Below are 15,500 nucleotides of genomic sequence, written 5' to 3' on the forward strand. Positions count from 1 at the left end.
GCCGCCGCCTTTGCCGCGTTCAATGCCTTTCGCGCGCTCTGCGCTCAACGTGAAGGGGCCTGGGGCGTGGCCGGGATCAACGAAGCGTTGGAAGCGCGGATCAAACGCCGCAGCCAGGTGGCCAGCCGCGAGCGCTGGTATGTCGGCCGGCCGATCATGGTGCGGCAGAACGACTACGCCCTCGGCCTGTTTAACGGCGATATCGGTATCTGCTTACACACTGAGTGCGGCCTGCGAGTGTTCTTTGAAGGCGAGGACAGCTACCGCCCCTTCGCCCCGGCGCGCCTGCCCAGCCACGACAGCGCCTTCGCCATGACCGTGCACAAAAGCCAGGGCTCAGAGTTCAGCGAAGTGCTGCTGGTGCTGCCCGAACAACCCAGCCCCCTGCTGACGCGCAGCCTGTTCTACACCGGTATCACCCGGGCCAAACACAAGGTGGAAATCTGGGGTTTGCCGGCGCGTTTAAGCGAAGCCGTGGCCACCCGTGCGGAACGGGCGGCGGGGTTGGCTGAGCGGTTGGCCGCAACGTCTTTAACAGCAAAGCCGCAGCCATTCGCAGCAGACGGCTCCACTCAATTTTCGCTTTTCTAAGGGCCGTATGAAGTATGTTTTTCTGACGATATGGGCCGTGCTTTTTTTGCCGTTGGGGTGTGTCGCCAGCCTTGGTCTGTGGAGAAGCCCCGGTAGCTATCAGAGTTATCTGCTTATTGCCGGCGTGGCCTATGCCGCGGTTTGTAGCTTCAAGTTGATTCAAGAAGGCTACCGTAGCAAAGCTTTATTGGGTTCCAGCAATGTGGGCTTCTGGTTATGCCTGCTGCTGTTGCCATTGTGCTTGCTGCCCTTATACGGTGCCTACGAAACCTGGTTGCAGGGTATTTATGTACCCAGCTCTTCAGGGCGTAAGACATACTTGAGCAGTTTGCTATTGGAGGGTTTGCAAGCTTTGGTCGGTCACTGGGGGCCGATCATCGCGTTGTTGGCATTTGGGCTGGGGATGATGTTTTTTCTGCTGGGCGTGATCCGTCAATACCGCCGCTGACGTTGCGGTAGGCTGCCGTGTAATCCGTCTGAACGCCTACACTGCGAAAGCAATTACTGAGTTTTGCGATCCGCCGCGGTGCTGACCGCTAAGGTTGAGGCGCAATGCGCATTCGAACACTTATCTGTTTGTTCTTAAGCCTGGCACTCTGCACCAGCGTCCTGGCGGCGCCGTTGCGCCTAGTCACCGGCGATGACTACGCGCCCTTTACCGGCAAGGCGCTGCCTGCAGGTGGCATGCTGACGCAGTTGGTGCGTGCGGCGTTGCAGCGCAGCAGCATCGCCAGCAGCCTGGACTGGCAGCCCTGGAAGCGCGGTTACCTGAAGACCCTGCAAGGCGATTACGACGCCACATTCCCGTATGTCCGCACTGCGCAGCGTGAAGAGGTGTTTCTCTACTCGGAGCCGTTGTTTACGGCCGAGCAGTATATTTTCAGTCGGGCAGGTGAGGTGATCGAGCTCGATGATGTCCCCAGTATGCAAGGGTTGCGACTCTGCTACCCGCTGGGTTGGCAGCCGCCACCCATCATTCAGCAGTTGCTGGATGATGGGCAGTTACGCCGGCATTCCCCTACCGGATTGAATGAGTGCGCCCGTTTGCTGTTGATGGACCGCGATGATTTTTTTATCTCGGATCGACGCCTGGGCGAGACCGCGTTGCAATTGAGCGGGGTGCCTTTAGAACGCTTTCGTCGCTCCAACAGCGCCATCAACCGCAGCACCCTGCACCTGATCGTGCCGCGCAGCCACCCGCAGGCGGCGGTGATCATCGCGCAGTTCAATCAGGGCTTGGCGCAGTTGCGCGCCAGTGGCGATTATCAGCGCATGCTTGAGCGCAACCTGCAGCAGAGTGAGGTCGCTGCGCCCTGAGTTGGCGCAGTGGCTTCATGGCCGGCCATCCCTGGCGGCCACCCAGCTATTTCTTAAGTTTGGGGTTAGGAAAGAACTGCACGACCTGCACTTTGGGGTCGGCAATCTTGGGTTTCAGGGCGCTTATATTGACCCGTGTGGGCAGTTCACGCGGCACTGAGTTGCCGCGTTCGTCCAGGGTGTCGGCGTAGCCGCAGCCGATGCACTCGCGGTGCGGCACGCCGTCCACGTTCCACATCTGGATCTTGTCCATTTCGCTGCATGCCGGGCAGACCGCACCGGCGATAAAGCGTTTTGCGCTGATATTCACAGGTGCATCGGTCATGCGGCCTCCTGGCTCAAACCAAGGTGGCGCAGCAGCGCGTCGATTGACGGCTCGCGGCCACGGAAATCCACAAACAGCACCATCGGTGCCTGCGAGCCGCCGCGCGCCAAGATGGCTTCACGGAAGGCTTGTCCAGTGGCGCTGTTGAATACGCCTTCTTCCTCAAATTTGGAGAAGGCATCGGCGCTCAGCACTTCGGCCCATTTGTAGCTGTAGTAACCGGCCGCGTAACCGCCGGCGAAGATGTGCGCAAAGCTATTGGGGAAGCGGTTGTAGGCGGGTGGACGCAGCACCGAGACTTCCTGGCGGATGCCTTCGAGCACGTCCAGCACGCTGCGGCCGTCGCCGTGGGTGGCGTGCAGTTCGAAGTCGAACAGGCTGAACTCGATCTGCCGCACCATCATCAGCCCGGACTGAAAGTTCTTCGCCGCCAGCATCTTGTCCAGCAGGTCCTGCGGCAGCGGTTCGCCGCTTTCATAATGGCCGGAGATCAGCGCCAGGCCCTCGGGCTCCCAGCACCAGTTCTCCATAAACTGGCTCGGTAGTTCGACCGCATCCCATGCCACGCCGTTGATGCCGGATGCTCCGGCGTGTTCAACGCGGGTCAACAGGTGATGCAAACCATGGCCGAATTCGTGGAACAGGGTGGTGACTTCATCGTGGGTCAGCAGCGCCGGCTTGTCGCCGACAGCCGGGGTGAAGTTACACACCAGATTGGCCACTGGGCTGATCAGCGTGCCGTCGGCGGTGCGACGTTTGTCACGCGCGCCGTCCATCCAGGCGCCGCCGCGCTTGTTGGCGCGGGCGTAGAGGTCGAAGAAGAAGCGCCCGACGTGGGCGCCGTTTTCGGTGATTTCAAACAGGCGCACATCTGGGTGCCAGGTGTCGAAGCCACTCAATTCCTTGATCTGGATGCCGTAGAGCTTTTCAACGATAGCGAACAGGCCAGTCAGCACCTTGTCGATGGGGAAGTAGGCACGCAGGATTTCCTGGGAAATGCTGTAGCGCTGCTCGCGCAGTTTCTCGCTGTAGTAGCCGACGTCCCAGCTTTGCAGCTCGCTGCAGCCCTGCTCACTGGCGAAGGCTTGTAGTTCGCGCAGGTCCTGCTCGGCAAATGGCTTGCCGCGAGTGCCCAGATCGCGCAGGAAGTGCAGCACCTGGTCGGTGGTTTCAGCCATTTTGCTGGCCAGGCTCAGCTCTGCGTAGTTGCCGAAACCCAGCAGCTTGGCCAGTTCCTGACGCAAGGCGAGAATCTCCTGCATCACCGGGCCATTGTCGTTCTGCCCGGCATTTGGCCCCTGGTCCGAGGCACGGGTGCAGTAAGCGGCATATAGCTCTTCACGCAGGGCGCGGTCGTTGGCGTAGGTCATCACCGCAAAATAGCTGGGGAATTCCAGGCTGATCAGCCAGCCGTCCAGGCCCTTGGCCTCGGCAGCCTGCTTCATCTGCGCCTTGGCCGAGTCGGTCAGGCCATCCAGCGCCGCCTCGTCGGTGACGTGCTTGGTCCAGGCTTGAGTGGCATCCAGCAATTGGTTGGAGAACTTGCTGGCCAGCTCGGAGAGCTTCATCTGGATCTCGCCGTAGCGCTTCTGCTGCTCGGCCGGCAAGTCGATACCGGACAGGCGGAAATCGCGCAGGGCATGTTCGAGGATGGTCTTCTGCGCCACGTCGAAACCGGCTGCTGCAGGGCTCTCGGCCAGCGCTTGATACGCCTGGAACAGCGGTTGGTTCTGGCCGATTTCGGTCCAGTATTCAGACAGCTTGGGCAGGCAGGCCTCATAAGCTGCGCGCAGTTCAGCGCTGTTGCACACGGCGTTCAGGTGGCTGACCGGGCTCCAGGCGCGGCCCAGGCGCGCGCCCAGTTCGTCCAGGGCCAGCACCAGGCCGTCCCAGCTTGGGTCAGCGGCCTGTTGTTCCAGCAGACGGCTCATGGCGGCGCGGTTGTCGGCCAGAATCTGCTCGACGGCGGGCTCGACATGCTCCGGACGGATGGCGCTGTAGTGGGGCAGATCGAAGGCTTGCAGCAGCGGGTTAGTGGCAGTCACGACAGGTCACCTGTTACGAAATGGGTTTGCAGCTGTGACCCTGGCGGGCGCAAAAGGCTCCCAGGGGCAGGCTTGAGTGGACAGCGGGCGCCATAAAGCAGCGCAGTTGTCCTGAACATGGGTGCCATCTTAATTACAATCAAGGCCAGACGCAGCTTAAGAGGTTTCTATCGTGGCGATTCGTACTTACCAGCAGTTCACCCCGCAGCTTGGCGAGCGGGTATTTGTCGATGCCTCGGCGGTGGTGCTGGGCGATGTGGAGATTGGCACCGACAGCTCGGTGTGGCCGCTGGTGGTGATCCGTGGCGACATGCACAGCATCCGCATCGGTGAGCGCAGCAGTGTGCAGGACGGCAGCGTGTTGCACATCACCCATGCCGGGCCGTTCAACCCGCAGGGTTTTCCGCTGATTATCGGCGACGATGTGACCATCGGCCACAATGTCACCTTGCACGGTTGCAGCCTGGGTAACCGCATTCTGGTCGGCATGGGCAGCATCATCATGGACGGTGCCGTGGTGCAGGATGAGGTGGTGATCGGTGCCGGCTCCCTGGTGCCGCCGGGCAAAGTGTTGGAAAGCGGTTACCTGTATGTCGGCAGCCCGGTGAAACAGGCGCGGCCGCTGACGGACAAGGAGCGCAGCTACTTCGGCTACAGCGCGGCCAACTACGTGCGGCTAAAGGACCAGCATCTGATGGAAGGTTATGCCGGCTGATGAGCGAACCTGTCATGCATTACCAGAACATCCTGTTTGACCTCGATGGCACCCTGACCGATCCGCGTGAGGGGATTACCCGCTCGGTACAGCATGCGCTGGCCAAGTTGGGCATTGAGGAGCCTGACTTTCAGGCGCTGGAGCACTTTATCGGCCCACCGCTGCTGCAGTGTTTTATGCAGACCTACCAGTTTGACGAGGCCACCGCCTGGCAGGCGGTGAACCATTACCGCGAGCGCTTCCGCGAGGTCGGGTTGTATGAAAACCAACTGTTCGACGGCGTGGGCGAGCTGTTGCAGCTGCTGCAAAACCAGCAACGCACGCTATACATCGCCACCAGCAAACCGACGGTGTTTGCCGAGCAAATTGCTAAGCACTTTGGTTTCGCGAAGCACTTCAAGGTGATCTACGGCAGCGAACTGGACGGCACGCGTACCGACAAGGTTGAGCTGATCGCCCACCTGCTGGAAAAAGAACAATTGCCGGTGCAGAGCACACTGATGATCGGGGATCGTAAGCACGACCTGATCGGCGCGCGACGTAATGGCCTGGATGCGGCCGCGGTGGGCTATGGCTTTGGCAGCTTTGCCGAGTTGCAGGCCGAAGCGCCGACCTATCACTTTCACAGCCTGGCCGAGTTGCACCAGGCGTTTGTGCGGTAGGTGTCGTATGCGGGCTGCTTGGATCAGGCAGCCCGCATACGAGGATTAGCTGTTTTTCTGGTAGATGATCTTCTTGGTGCCGCCGTCGCAGCTGCCGACCACCATATTGGGGTCTTGGGCGTCTTCGTTGGGCACGATTTCCAGGGTGTAGCTGGCAACGCCGGCGGCCTGGATTTTCACTTCGATCTCCGCACGCAGCTCTTCGCAGGGCTTGGGTGCGGCCAACACACTGGTGCTAAGTAGGCCAAGCAGCACGGCCAGGGTGAATTTGTTCATTGCATCGCTCCTTTTGCGTGAACAGAAACTACTGATGTTGGAGTGGGAACTCGGTACGTAAGTTCTAAGAGCCCGCAGATAAGTCCATCAGCGCCTGATGCCGTTCGCGTTCGGGCAACTCGCCCAAGGCGGCGACACGCTGATAAAAGCGCGGCCAATCGCGTTCAACTTGTTCAAACAGCACGGCGAAGGCCGGCACCCATTGATCATAGAGGCCAAACGGCAGCAGTTTGGCGTTGTTTATCGGCGCGTTGATCCAGTCGTCGTAACGCCCGTTACCGCCCCACTCGCGCTTGCTGAGTGCATGGTATTCGGCGCGCAGGCGGGCGATCTCGGCCTGCTTGCCACTGCGCATCTGCGCGGGCGGCAGATCACTGGCATAGAGCTGCTGCAGGCGTGTTCGGCTGGCCATCACCAGGGCGATAAATTGCTCGCGCTGTTGTTCGCCCTGCGGATCGTTAGGCGGCAGCCCCTGTTTGATGCGCCATTGGCTTAGGCCTTCACGCTCGACAAAGCTGGCGAAGGATTCGTTGAACGCGGTGTCGTTGGCCACATACAGCTGCTGGTGCGCCAGTTCGTGGAAGATCACCGCCACCAGGCGCTCATCGCTCCAGCGCAGCATGGTGTTGAGAATCGGGTCATCGAACCAGCCGAGGGTGGAGTAGGCCTCGACGCCGCCCAGATAGGTGTCCAGGCCCTGCTGTTTCAGCAGTGCTGCCGAACCACGCGCGCGGCTTTGGCTGTAGAAGCCGCGATAGGCCACGCAACCGGCGATGGGAAAACAGTGCAGCTCGGGCGACAGGGAAAATTCCGGGGTGGCAAACACATTCCACACCACAAATGGCCGCTGAATATCGGCGTAAAGGCGGTAGCTGTCATTGTCGGGCAGGTTCAGCTGGGCGCTGGCGAAATCCCGCGCCTGTTGAGCCAGGGCCAGGCGTTGCTTGAGTTCGGGGTCGGCACTCGGGTTCTCCAGCAACTCGGCAATCGGCTCGCGCGCCTGCAGCAGGTGCAGTTGCCCGCCGGCCAGGTGGCTGTAGTAGTCCAGGGTGCTACAGCCGTTCAGCAGCAGCGCAGCGGCCAGCGGAACCCAGCGCCAGAGCAGAGCGTCGAACATGGATCAGTACCCGTGAGTAAACAGGCTGTCACGCTAGCGCATCGGCGCTGCTGCCTCCAGCACGGGATCGGCGTAGGCTATCTGTCGTTGCGATTTATGGAGGTGTCCCATGCGTTACCTGGCTTTGCTTGGCGGTGTGCTGGTGCTCAGCGCCTGCGCCTCTCCCGTGCCTGCGCCTGATCCGAGCCAAGCCTGGGTGGACCTGCGCAGTAATGCCGGCACCCTGCTGATGGCCGATCGCCTTGATGGCCAGCGCCTCAACGATGGTCGTTACTTTCAGGTGCCTGCTGGTGCTCATGAGCTGCAGGCGCGCTTTCAGTTCGAGGTGAGTGGCGGCGGTGGCCTGGATGGCGCCTATGAGCCGCGTCAGGTGACCTGTGAAATTCGCGTGCGGCATGACAATTTCGTGGCCGGCCAACGCTACCGGCTGGAAGCCAGGCCCGTGCAGATGAAAGCGCAGGCCTGGCTGTATGACGATCAACGCAATGTGCTGGCGCGCGGTAAAGTCTTGCGTTGCGGTACCTTCTGATCAGCTGTCGAGCACCGCTTCCAGGGTGATCTCGGCGTTCAGCACCTTGGACACCGGACAGCCGTTCTTGGCGGTTTCTACGGCTTTCTCGAAGGCCGCGCGGTCGGCGCCGGGGATGCGCGCCTTGAGCGTCAGATGCACGGCGGTGATGGAAAAACCGCCGTCGGCTTTGTCCAGGGTGACTTCCGCTTGTGTGTCGATACTCTCAGCGGTCATTCCGGCTTCGCCCAGCTCCTTTGACAGCGCCATGGAAAAGCAGCCGGCGTGAGCGGCGCCCAGCAGTTCCTCCGGGTTGGTGCCCGGCTGATCTTCGAAGCGGGTGTTGAAGCCATAGGGCGCGCTTTTCAGGGCGCCGCTCTGGGTCGAGATCGTACCTTTGCCGTCCTTGATGCCACCTTGCCAGTGGGCTGATGCTGTCTTCTTCATCCGAGTTCTCCAGTGCATGGGTTACCAGGTTGAGAGCAGGCTGAGGTGGCACAAGTTCGAAAAATAAATCCCGGCAGTCGGTTAACGCAGTTGCGCGACCAGCTCGAATGCATGCAGTCGGTCGGCAAAGTCGTACAGGTCGCAGGTGAAAATCAGTTCATCGGCACCGGTCTGTTCCAACAGTAGTTCCAGGCGCGCACGTACCTTATCCGGGCCGCCAATCATCGCCATGCCGAGGAAGCTGCTCACTGCTTCTTTTTCATGCGGCAACCACAAGCCCTGCATGCTGGTAACGGGCGGTCTCTGCACCAGGCTCTGGCCACGAATCAGCGCGAGGATGCGCTGGTAGGCAGAGGTTGCCAGGTATTCAGCCTGTTCATCCGTGTCGGCAGTGATCAGCGGCACGCCGAGCATCACATAGGGTTTGTCGAGCACCGCCGAGGGCTTGAAGTGATTGCGGTAGACGCGAATCGCTTCATGCATATAGCGCGGCGCGAAGTGCGAGGCGAAGGCGTAAGGCAGGCCCCTCTCGCCAGCCAGCTGGGCGCTGAACAGGCTGGAGCCGAGCAGCCAGATCGGCACATTGGTATCGCTGCCGGGCATGGCGATCACCCGCTGATCCGGCGTGCGCGGCCCAAGGTAGCGCTGCAGCTCTGCAACATCCGCCGGGAAGTCATCGGCGTTGCCAATCCGGTCGCGGCGCAGCGCCTGGGCGGTGAAGTGATCGGCCCCCGGCGCGCGACCCAGGCCCAGCTCGATGCGGCCGGGATAGAGCGTGGCCAGGGTGCCGAACTGCTCGGCGATCACCAACGGCGCGTGGTTGGGCAGCATTACCCCGCCGGAGCCCAGGCGAATCTTCGACGTGCCAGCTGCCAGGTAACCGAGCAGCACGGCGGTGGCTGAACTGGCGATGCCATCCATATTGTGGTGTTCGGCCACCCAGAAACGCTCGAAGTCCAAGCGCTCGACATGCTGCGCCAGCGCCAGGGAATTGTGCAGGGCCTGGGCGGCGTTGCCGTCATCGCGAATCGGGGCGAGGTCCAGGGTGGAGAATTTGCTCTGTGCGAGTGCGCTCATCGGGCTGCCTGTGGGTTATCCGTGTGTTCGGGCGCCACAAAGCGCCAATACCTGAGTTAGATAGTGGGGCTTATTCTGCAGATTCCAAGGGACAAGGCGCGTGGGGCGGGTGGATCTGCGGCCATGTGTGGCATGACCGCATGCCTATGGACTCAGCTATTGCTCAGGCGGAAGCCGATTTTCAGGGTGACCTGGTAATGGCCGACCTTGCCATCCACGATGTGCCCGCGGGTTTCCACCACCTCGAACCAGTCCATGTTGCGTACCGACTTGGCGCATTCGGCCAGGGCATTTTCGATGGCATCTTCGATGCTGACTTTCGAGGAACCGACGATTTCGATTTTCTTGTAGGTGTGATGATCGGACATTGCAGCTCTCCCAGGTGGTTGAACAGGTGGGTCATCTAATTGAGTCCCACCCCTGAACGCTAAAGTTCAGATTAGTCGCACTTGGTCTGCCCGGTTGCCGGTGACGGCTGCTAACGCTCCAGTTCCTTGCGCAGCCACTGCGCCAGGCGTTCGGCGCGGTTATCGCGGCTGCGTATTGGCACCCAAAGCGCCAAGCGTGCGCTGGTTTCGACAAAGCCCCAGGGCGCGACCAGACGACCGGCGGTCAGATCATCGGCGACCAGTTGCTGCGGTGCGATGGCCACGCCGAGGCCTGCGGCGGCGGCTTCCAGCAAGTAATAAAGATGCTCGAAACCCTGGCCGAGCTTCAGCGTGCTGGAATCCAGCCCGTTACTGGCGGCCCAGCTGGGCCAGGCTTGCGGCCGCGAGCTGGTGTGCAGCAAGGGCTCGCCGAGCAAGGCGGCGGCGGGGGCCTGATGCAGTGCCGCGAACTGCGCATAACGCGGGCTGAGCACCGGGCCGATGCGCTCGGCGGCCAGCTCGAACACCTGCATATCCGCCGGCCACGGCGGTTCGGCGAACCACAGCGTGGCGTCCACCCCGCTGCGGCGCGGGTCCAGGTCACCTTCGCTGGCGGACAGCTGCAGGCGCAGTTCTGGCAGCTCGCGGTTGAGCCGGTCTAGGCGCGGAATAAACCAGCGCGCCAACAGGCTGCCCGGGCAGGCCAGCACAAACGGCGCATCGGCCTGCCCCTGCTGCAGTTCGGCGCAGGTGCTGCGCAGGCGGTTGAACAGTTCGGCGCTGACATCGCGCAGACGAATGCCCGCATCTGTGAGTTTAAGGCCACGACCTTCCTTGCTGAATAGCGCCACACCCAGGTGTTCCTCCAGGGCACGAACCTGCCGGCTGACTGCGCCATGGGTGACGTGCAGTTCATTGGCGGCCTGGCTGATGCTGTTCAGTCGCGCGGCCGCTTCGAAGGCGCGTAGAGCGTTAAGCGGCGGAAGGTCCTGGCTCATTTCGCCAGCTGCGGCAGGAAGCTGGTATCGATGCTGAAGTATTTAGGGTTCTGCGGGTCGATTAGCACTGAGAGCGTCGTTCCTCTGAGAAAGGGTTGAGGGTCGAACCAAATATCTTCGCTGTAGAACAGATGTACAGCACCGCTCGCCGGGTTCTGCCATTGGCAGATCAATTGCCAAGCGGGTATCCCGTTTAGGGTGGAGAGTGGATTACGTCGTACTTCGAGGAAATGCGCTAGCACAGTCTGGCCGGTACGCCGCAGCCCAGCGATACGAGCGCGAGCAAGCACTTCAGGCAGAGTGAACACCATGCTGCCCAGCAAGAAGATGAGACCGAAGCTCCCCAGCATCAGGCTGAGGAACCAGTTCTGAGTAAAGCTATCGATATGTGCGTGCTGTGGCTCCAGCGGGTCGTAGCTCACTTCTACGGAGTCCCCGATGTCGTAACCTGGGCGGCTGCAGACCTCGCCTGAAAACGTCACGCGCTGGTCTTGCCGAGGAAAGTACTCAACAAGCGTGCACCCTTTTCCACTCACTGATACAACGCTACCGACAGTTCGCAGCATGGACTCCTCTTCATTCCATCGGTGCATTTGAAGCAATAGAGCAGCTGCAATAAAAAAAACGCCAATAGCGGGGAAAATTAATAACCAACGATCACTCATGCCGTACGTCCCTGTCAGTGTTAGGTCTTAATATATGTTAGTTATTCTCACATATATGAGCTGTTTTATCGGTTTTTCATTGCTTCGTCCAGCCTTACAATTGCTGCCATTGTTTTACCAATCTACGGATGGCCGCTATGTCTGATTCACAAAAATCCTTCCGCGCTGGTCCTGATGCCAACGGCCTGTTCGGCTCGTTCGGCGGCCAATACGTCGCTGAAACCTTAATGCCGCTGATCCACGACCTGGCCGATGAGTACGAGAAAGCCAAGCTCGACCCCGAGTTCCAGAAGGAGCTGGCCTACTTCCAGCGTGATTTCGTCGGCCGTCCCAGCCCGCTGTATTTCGCCGAGCGCCTGACCGAGATGTGCGGTGGCGCGAAGATCTACTTCAAGCGTGAAGAGCTGAATCACACCGGCGCGCACAAGATCAACAACTGCATCGGTCAGGTGCTATTGGCCAAGCGCATGGGCAAAAAACGCATCATCGCCGAGACCGGCGCCGGCATGCACGGTGTGGCGACTGCCACCGTCGCAGCGCGCTTCGGCATGGAGTGCGTGATCTTTATGGGCAGCACCGACATCCACCGGCAGAACGCCAACGTACTGCGCATGAAGCTGATGGGCGCCACCGTGGTGCCTGTAGTCGCCGGTACTGGCACCTTGAAAGATGCGATGAACGAAGCCCTGCGTGACTGGGTGACCAACGTCGACACCACCTTCTACATGATCGGCACCGTGGCCGGCCCGCACCCGTACCCGGCGATGGTCCGCGACTTCCAGGCCGTGATCGGCAAGGAAACCCGTGACCAGATGCTCGCCCAGGAAGGTCGCCTGCCGGACAGCTTGATCGCCTGCATCGGCGGTGGCTCGAATGCCATCGGCCTGTTCCACCCCTTCCTCGATGACAAAGACGTGAAGATCATTGGTGTGGAAGCGGCCGGCCACGGTATCGAAACCGGCAAACATGCGGCCAGCCTCAACGGCGGCGTACCGGGCGTGCTGCACGGCAACCGTACCTTCCTGCTGCAGAGTGACGATGGCCAGATCATCGACGCCCACTCGATTTCCGCCGGCCTCGATTACCCCGGCATCGGTCCGGAACACGCCTGGTTGCATGAAGTCGGCCGCGTCGAGTACACCTCGGTGACCGACACTGAAGCCCTCGAAGCCTTCCACATTTGCTGCCGCCAGGAGGGCATTATCCCGGCCCTGGAAACCGCTCACGCCCTGGCTGAAGTGTTCAAGCGCGCGCCGAAGCTGCCCAAGGATCACCTGATGGTGATTAACCTCTCGGGCCGCGGCGACAAGGACATGCAAACCATCGTGCACCACATGGAACAACAGGAGAAGCACGCATGAGCCGCCTGCAAAGCCGCTTTGCCGAGCTGAAACAACAGAACCGCGCGGCCCTGGTGACCTTCGTCACCGGTGGCGACCCGAACTACGACACCTCGCTGGCCATCCTCAAGGGTCTGCCTGCCGCCGGCGCGGATGTGATCGAACTGGGCATGCCCTTCACCGATCCAATGGCCGATGGCCCGGCGATCCAGCTGGCCAATATTCGCGCCTTGGACAACGGTCAGGACCTGGCGAAAACCCTGCAGATGGTTCGTGAGTTCCGCGAAGGCGAACAGGTGACCCCGCTGGTGCTGATGGGCTACTTCAACCCAATCCACAAATACGGCGTGGCACGGTTTATTGCCGAAGCCAAAGAGGCCGGCGTCGACGGCTTGATCGTGGTCGACCTGCCGCCCGAGCATAACGCTGACCTGTGCGACCCAGCGCAGGCTGCTGGCCTGGACTTTATCCGCCTGACCACCCCGACCACCGACGACAAACGCCTGCCGAAAGTGCTGAACGGCAGCTCTGGCTTTGTCTACTACGTATCGGTTGCCGGTGTGACCGGTGCCGGCTCGGCCACCCTGGACCACGTAGAACAAGCGGTCACCCGCCTGCGTCGCCACACTGACCTGCCGCTGTGCATCGGTTTCGGCATTCGCACCCCGGAGCATGCGGCGACCATCGCTCGTCTGGCCGAAGGCGTGGTGGTCGGTTCGGCATTGATCGACCAGATCGCCAATGCCAGCAGCGACGAGCAGGCCGTAGACGGTGTGCTGAGCCTATGTGCGGCGTTGGCTGAAGGGGTGCGCGGCGCGCGCGCCTGAGTCCTGGGGTGGGCGGAGTTCCTAGCGGACACTCCACCCGTCCACCGCTGCATCGGTGGATGAAAAAAGTGTCATCCACCCTTCTAACCCCGATCTACCTCGTATGGCTACCGCTCTGCCGGAGGTCATTCGCAGCATTTCTTGCCATGAAAAGCGTTCCCGGATTTTATCCGGGCTATGGGTTCGGTGTAGGGTAGGCGGCGAAATGTCATCCGCCCTATTTCCATGCTCCGAGTCTCGCCATGTCACGCTCCCCTGTAGTTCGCAAACCCCGCGCCAGTAGCCAGAGTCGCATCGTCGGCATTCTGGCTGCTGCCCGTGAGTTGCTGGCCGAGCAGGGCGTGGCCAGCCTGTCGATCTACAGCGTGGCGGAGCGCGCGCAGATTCCGCCGTCTTCGGTGTACCACTTCTTCGCCAGTGTGCCCGCCTTACTGGAAGGGCTGACTGCGGATATCCACAGCGCGTTTCGCGCCTGCCTGCAGGAACCGATTGAACATGCGCAACTGCGCGACTGGCGTGACCTGTCGCGTTTAGTGGAGCAGCGCATGCTGGCGATCTATGCCGCCGATGCCGCCGCGCGCCAGTTGATTTTGGCTCAGCACGGCCTGGCCGAAGTCACTCAGGCGGATCGTCAGCACGATCTTGAGCTGGGCCAGTTGATGCAGCAGTTGTTCGATCACCACTTCCCGTTGCCGCAGCTGCCGGAGGATGTCGATGTGTTCGCCCTGGCCATGGAGCTGGGCGACCGAGTTTATGCCCGCTCGGTGCAGCTGCACGGCGCCATCACCCCGCGCATGGCTGAGGAAGGCATGCGGGTGTTCGATGCCTATCTCAGTCTTTATCTGCCACCCCATCTACCAAAAAGGGCGCTCTAAGCGCCCTTTTCAATTTCCACCACCGCTCGTTCAGAGCGCCTTTTCAAATACCTGCGAGTTGCGCTGGTAGTTGTACAGCGAGGCGCGCGCAGCCGGCAGGCGGTCGACGCTGCTGGGCATAAAGCCGCGTTCGCGGAACCAGTGGGCCGTGCGCGTGGTAAGTACGAACAGGGTTTTCAGGCCCTGGGCACGGGCGCGTTCTTCGATGCGTTCGAGCAACTCATCACCGCGTCCGCCATGGCGGTAGGCCGGGTTGACCGCCAGGCACGCCAGCTCGCCGAAATCCGAGTCGGCAATCTGGTACAGCGCGGCGCAGGCGATGATCAACCCTTCACGTTCGACAATGCTGAACTGCTCAATCTCACGCTCCAGCACCTCGCGTGAGCGGCGCACCAGAATGCCTTGGTCTTCCAGCGGGGTGATCAGTTCCATCAGGCCGCCAACATCCTCGATGGTCGCTTCGCGCAGTGATTCAAACTGCTCCTGCGCCACCAGAGTGCCGTTGCCGGTGCGGGTGAACAGCTCGCTAAGCAGTGCCCCGTCTTCCGCATAGCTGACGATATGGCTGCGGCGTACCCCGGCCTTGCAAGCTTCGGCGGCGGCATCCAGCAGTTCAGCCTGGTAGCTGCTGCCCAGGCGCAGCAGGTGCACGGGCACCTGCTGCGGACGCAGTTCACGCACCAGTTTGCCGGCTTCGTCGAGCAGGCCGCACTCGGCGCCGAACAGCAGCAACTTGTCTGCGTCCAGGTCGATGGCGGCGCGGGTGGCGACGTCTTCGCAGGCCAGGTTGAAGATCTCACCGGTCGGTGAGTAACCCAGCGGCGAGAGCAGCACGATGCTGCGCTCATCCAGCTGGCGATTGATGCCTTTGCGGTCGATGCGGCGAACTTCGCCGGTGTGGTGATAGTCGACGCCATCGACCACGCCAATCGGCCGCGCAGTGACGAAGTTGCCGCTGGTGATGCGCAGGCGCGAGCCCTGCATCGGCGAGCGCGCCATGTCCATTGACAGGCGTGCTTCGATGGCGATGCGCAGCTGGCCGACGGCATCGATCACGCATTCCAGGGTCGGGCTGTCGGTGATCCGTAGGTCACGGTGAAAGCGTGGAGTGAGGCCGTTGTTGGCCAGTCGTGCCTCGATCTGCGGGCGCGAGCCGTGCACCAGCACCAGGCGTACGCCGAGGCTGTGCAGCAGCACCAGGTCGTGGACGATATTGCCGAAATTCGGGTGAGCAACACCCTCGCCCGGCAGCATAACCACAAAGGTGCAGTCACGGTGGGCATTGATATAGGGCGAAGCGTGGCGGAGCCAGTTGACGTGGTCGTGCATTGCTTGAAGAACCTGTGT

The 15,500-nt window shown here is 61.2% G+C and carries 19 protein-coding genes; 9 read left to right on the plus strand and 10 right to left on the minus strand.

The genetic code is table 11. From position 1 onward, the window contains the following. From CUR33_RS00800 to CUR33_RS00810, 3 genes are all read left to right on the plus strand, one after another. Positions 1-591 (plus strand): ATP-binding domain-containing protein (locus CUR33_RS00800; RefSeq protein WP_289238403.1); only part of this gene is annotated, 591 nt, incomplete at its 5' end. Positions 592-598: 7 nt separating this feature from the next. After that, on the plus strand, positions 599-1,039 hold the full coding sequence (locus CUR33_RS00805) for a hypothetical protein (protein ID WP_289238404.1): 441 nt from the start codon (positions 599-601) through the stop codon (positions 1,037-1,039). Positions 1,040-1,143: 104 nt separating this feature from the next. Beyond that, on the plus strand, positions 1,144-1,908 hold the full coding sequence (locus tag CUR33_RS00810) for a substrate-binding periplasmic protein (protein WP_090254477.1): 765 nt from the start codon (positions 1,144-1,146) through the stop codon (positions 1,906-1,908). A gap of 46 nt (positions 1,909-1,954) precedes the next feature. Here CUR33_RS00810 and CUR33_RS00815 read toward each other — a convergent pair whose 3' ends face one another. Both CUR33_RS00815 and prlC read right to left on the minus strand, forming a co-directional pair. Then, positions 1,955-2,233 (minus strand): YheV family putative zinc ribbon protein, encoded by a 279-nt coding sequence (locus CUR33_RS00815; RefSeq protein WP_160086577.1) that lies wholly within the window; start codon positions 2,231-2,233, stop codon positions 1,955-1,957. Beyond that, on the minus strand, positions 2,230-4,278 hold the full coding sequence (gene prlC, locus CUR33_RS00820) for an oligopeptidase A (protein WP_289238405.1): 2,049 nt from the start codon (positions 4,276-4,278) through the stop codon (positions 2,230-2,232). Before prlC ends, CUR33_RS00815 begins: the two co-directional genes overlap by 4 nt. Positions 4,279-4,450: 172 nt before the next feature. Between prlC and CUR33_RS00825 the strand changes: the two genes are divergently transcribed. Together CUR33_RS00825 and CUR33_RS00830 are read left to right on the plus strand one after the other, a co-directional pair. Beyond that, positions 4,451-4,993, plus strand: coding sequence for a gamma carbonic anhydrase family protein (locus CUR33_RS00825; protein ID WP_289238406.1), 543 nt, complete (start codon positions 4,451-4,453; stop codon positions 4,991-4,993). Positions 4,994-5,007: 14 nt separating this feature from the next. Further along, on the plus strand, positions 5,008-5,655 hold the full coding sequence (locus tag CUR33_RS00830) for an HAD family hydrolase (RefSeq protein ID WP_289238628.1): 648 nt from the start codon (positions 5,008-5,010) through the stop codon (positions 5,653-5,655). Positions 5,656-5,700: 45 nt separating this feature from the next. Here CUR33_RS00830 and CUR33_RS00835 read toward each other — a convergent pair whose 3' ends face one another. Next, positions 5,701-5,931 (minus strand): DUF1161 domain-containing protein, encoded by a 231-nt coding sequence (locus tag CUR33_RS00835; protein ID WP_289238407.1) that lies wholly within the window; start codon positions 5,929-5,931, stop codon positions 5,701-5,703. A 64-nt stretch (positions 5,932-5,995) separates the two neighbouring features. Then, positions 5,996-7,048 carry an aminopeptidase gene (locus CUR33_RS00840; protein WP_289238408.1) on the minus strand — a complete coding sequence of 351 codons (1,053 nt, stop codon included), beginning with the start codon at positions 7,046-7,048 and terminating at the stop codon, positions 5,996-5,998. Between the two features lie 109 nt (positions 7,049-7,157). On the opposite strand from CUR33_RS00840, the gene CUR33_RS00845 reads away from it, so the two are divergent. Continuing rightward, positions 7,158-7,577, plus strand: coding sequence for a PA0061/PA0062 family lipoprotein (locus tag CUR33_RS00845; RefSeq protein ID WP_289238409.1), 420 nt, complete (start codon positions 7,158-7,160; stop codon positions 7,575-7,577). On the opposite strand, the gene CUR33_RS00850 is transcribed toward CUR33_RS00845, so the two are convergent. From CUR33_RS00850 to CUR33_RS00870, 5 genes are all read right to left on the minus strand, one after another. Beyond that, entirely contained in the window at positions 7,578-8,003 is a 426-nt protein-coding gene (locus CUR33_RS00850; RefSeq protein ID WP_090254493.1) for an OsmC family protein, read from the minus strand. 81 nt (positions 8,004-8,084) lie between these two features. Continuing rightward, positions 8,085-9,080, minus strand: a complete 996-nt coding sequence (locus tag CUR33_RS00855) for an LLM class flavin-dependent oxidoreductase (protein WP_289238410.1) — start codon at positions 9,078-9,080, stop codon at positions 8,085-8,087. Between the two features lie 152 nt (positions 9,081-9,232). Further along, positions 9,233-9,448: a dodecin gene (locus tag CUR33_RS00860; RefSeq protein WP_090254497.1), complete on the minus strand. Its 216-nt coding sequence runs from the start codon at positions 9,446-9,448 to the stop codon at positions 9,233-9,235. 110 nt (positions 9,449-9,558) lie between these two features. Next, the gene (locus tag CUR33_RS00865) at positions 9,559-10,446 is read right to left on the minus strand and encodes a LysR family transcriptional regulator (protein ID WP_289238411.1); all 888 of its coding nucleotides are present in this window, start codon (positions 10,444-10,446) and stop codon (positions 9,559-9,561) included. Further along, positions 10,443-11,111: a DUF3592 domain-containing protein gene (locus tag CUR33_RS00870; protein ID WP_289238412.1), complete on the minus strand. Its 669-nt coding sequence runs from the start codon at positions 11,109-11,111 to the stop codon at positions 10,443-10,445. The genes CUR33_RS00865 and CUR33_RS00870 overlap by 4 nt, the downstream gene beginning before the upstream one ends. A gap of 137 nt (positions 11,112-11,248) precedes the next feature. Here CUR33_RS00870 and trpB point away from each other — a divergent pair, with 137 nt between their 5' ends. From trpB to CUR33_RS00885, 3 genes are all read left to right on the plus strand, one after another. Then, positions 11,249-12,472 carry a tryptophan synthase subunit beta gene (gene trpB / locus CUR33_RS00875; RefSeq protein ID WP_289238413.1) on the plus strand — a complete coding sequence of 408 codons (1,224 nt, stop codon included), beginning with the start codon at positions 11,249-11,251 and terminating at the stop codon, positions 12,470-12,472. Then, positions 12,469-13,278 (plus strand): tryptophan synthase subunit alpha, encoded by an 810-nt coding sequence (gene trpA / locus CUR33_RS00880; RefSeq protein WP_289238414.1) that lies wholly within the window; start codon positions 12,469-12,471, stop codon positions 13,276-13,278. Before trpB ends, trpA begins: the two co-directional genes overlap by 4 nt. 242 nt (positions 13,279-13,520) lie before the next feature. Then, on the plus strand, positions 13,521-14,153 hold the full coding sequence (locus tag CUR33_RS00885) for a TetR/AcrR family transcriptional regulator (protein WP_289238415.1): 633 nt from the start codon (positions 13,521-13,523) through the stop codon (positions 14,151-14,153). Between the two features lie 30 nt (positions 14,154-14,183). On the opposite strand, the gene argA is transcribed toward CUR33_RS00885, so the two are convergent. Next, entirely contained in the window at positions 14,184-15,482 is a 1,299-nt protein-coding gene (gene argA, locus CUR33_RS00890; protein ID WP_289238416.1) for an amino-acid N-acetyltransferase, read from the minus strand. Between the last annotated feature and the right edge of the window lie 18 nt (positions 15,483-15,500).

Source organism: Pseudomonas sp. FEMGT703P, from assembly GCF_002786345.1.
In the GTDB taxonomy this organism is placed as follows: Bacteria; Pseudomonadota; Gammaproteobacteria; order Pseudomonadales; family Pseudomonadaceae; genus Aquipseudomonas; species Aquipseudomonas peli.

What these genes read in the sequence shown, in the direction of transcription:
- CUR33_RS00805 (WP_289238404.1), top strand. Translation starts at nt 599, where the DNA reads ATGAAGTATGTTTTTCTGACGATATGGGCCGTGCTTTTTTTGCCGTTG.
- CUR33_RS00810 (WP_090254477.1), top strand. Translation starts at nt 1,144, where the DNA reads ATGCGCATTCGAACACTTATCTGTTTGTTCTTAAGCCTGGCACTCTGC.
- CUR33_RS00815 (WP_160086577.1), bottom strand. Translation starts at nt 2,233, where the DNA reads ATGACCGATGCACCTGTGAATATCAGCGCAAAACGCTTTATCGCCGGT.
- CUR33_RS00830 (WP_289238628.1), top strand. Translation starts at nt 5,008, where the DNA reads ATGCATTACCAGAACATCCTGTTTGACCTCGATGGCACCCTGACCGAT.
- CUR33_RS00835 (WP_289238407.1), bottom strand. Translation starts at nt 5,931, where the DNA reads ATGAACAAATTCACCCTGGCCGTGCTGCTTGGCCTACTTAGCACCAGT.
- CUR33_RS00840 (WP_289238408.1), bottom strand. Translation starts at nt 7,048, where the DNA reads ATGTTCGACGCTCTGCTCTGGCGCTGGGTTCCGCTGGCCGCTGCGCTG.
- CUR33_RS00845 (WP_289238409.1), top strand. Translation starts at nt 7,158, where the DNA reads ATGCGTTACCTGGCTTTGCTTGGCGGTGTGCTGGTGCTCAGCGCCTGC.
- CUR33_RS00850 (WP_090254493.1), bottom strand. Translation starts at nt 8,003, where the DNA reads ATGAAGAAGACAGCATCAGCCCACTGGCAAGGTGGCATCAAGGACGGC.
- CUR33_RS00855 (WP_289238410.1), bottom strand. Translation starts at nt 9,080, where the DNA reads ATGAGCGCACTCGCACAGAGCAAATTCTCCACCCTGGACCTCGCCCCG.
- CUR33_RS00860 (WP_090254497.1), bottom strand. Translation starts at nt 9,448, where the DNA reads ATGTCCGATCATCACACCTACAAGAAAATCGAAATCGTCGGTTCCTCG.
- CUR33_RS00865 (WP_289238411.1), bottom strand. Translation starts at nt 10,446, where the DNA reads ATGAGCCAGGACCTTCCGCCGCTTAACGCTCTACGCGCCTTCGAAGCG.
- CUR33_RS00870 (WP_289238412.1), bottom strand. Translation starts at nt 11,111, where the DNA reads ATGAGTGATCGTTGGTTATTAATTTTCCCCGCTATTGGCGTTTTTTTT.
- trpB (WP_289238413.1), top strand. Translation starts at nt 11,249, where the DNA reads ATGTCTGATTCACAAAAATCCTTCCGCGCTGGTCCTGATGCCAACGGC.
- trpA (WP_289238414.1), top strand. Translation starts at nt 12,469, where the DNA reads ATGAGCCGCCTGCAAAGCCGCTTTGCCGAGCTGAAACAACAGAACCGC.
- CUR33_RS00885 (WP_289238415.1), top strand. Translation starts at nt 13,521, where the DNA reads ATGTCACGCTCCCCTGTAGTTCGCAAACCCCGCGCCAGTAGCCAGAGT.
- argA (WP_289238416.1), bottom strand. Translation starts at nt 15,482, where the DNA reads ATGCACGACCACGTCAACTGGCTCCGCCACGCTTCGCCCTATATCAAT.